Source organism: Psychrobacter sp. TB55-MNA-CIBAN-0194, assembly GCF_040309505.1.
Lineage (GTDB): Bacteria > Pseudomonadota > Gammaproteobacteria > Pseudomonadales > Moraxellaceae > Psychrobacter > Psychrobacter fozii.
In genome coordinates this window covers 1-360 of record NZ_JBEOOW010000067.1, presented here as the reverse complement: position 1 = coordinate 360, position 360 = coordinate 1, and the positions used below count along the sequence as shown (strand labels likewise).

The 360-nt window shown below is 40.3% G+C and carries 1 protein-coding gene; it reads right to left on the bottom strand.

The window, feature by feature from the left end; genetic code table 11:
• Positions 1-268 (bottom strand): D-alanyl-D-alanine carboxypeptidase (locus AAEY75_RS14280; RefSeq protein WP_352259934.1); only part of this gene is annotated, 268 nt, incomplete at its 3' end.
• Positions 269-360 lie beyond the last annotated feature (92 nt).

Genomic DNA, 360 nt, shown 5'->3' with positions numbered 1-360 from the left:
GACTTAAAGAGGCGAGTAACTGTCGCAAATATTGATATTTTAAGGTTGGGTCGCCACTAACTTCTATGTAAATGTCGCCAGAATATATGCCATTATCAATTTGGCTTTTATCTAAAGGTTGCTCTGCTAACGTAGTTAAACGGGTTTGATAGGTAAAGTCTTTACCGAGTTGTTTAGTTGCAGCCAATGCGGTTAACAGTTTTTGAACGCTGGCAGGTTGCATTAACGATTGATTGTTGTACTCAAATACTGTTTGTTGAGTCGTCATGTCCCACACTGTGATGCCGAGCTGTGAATGTGTTGGTTTTAGTAACTGGAGCATATTATCAAGATACAATGCTGCAGGTTGCTGGGTAGTAC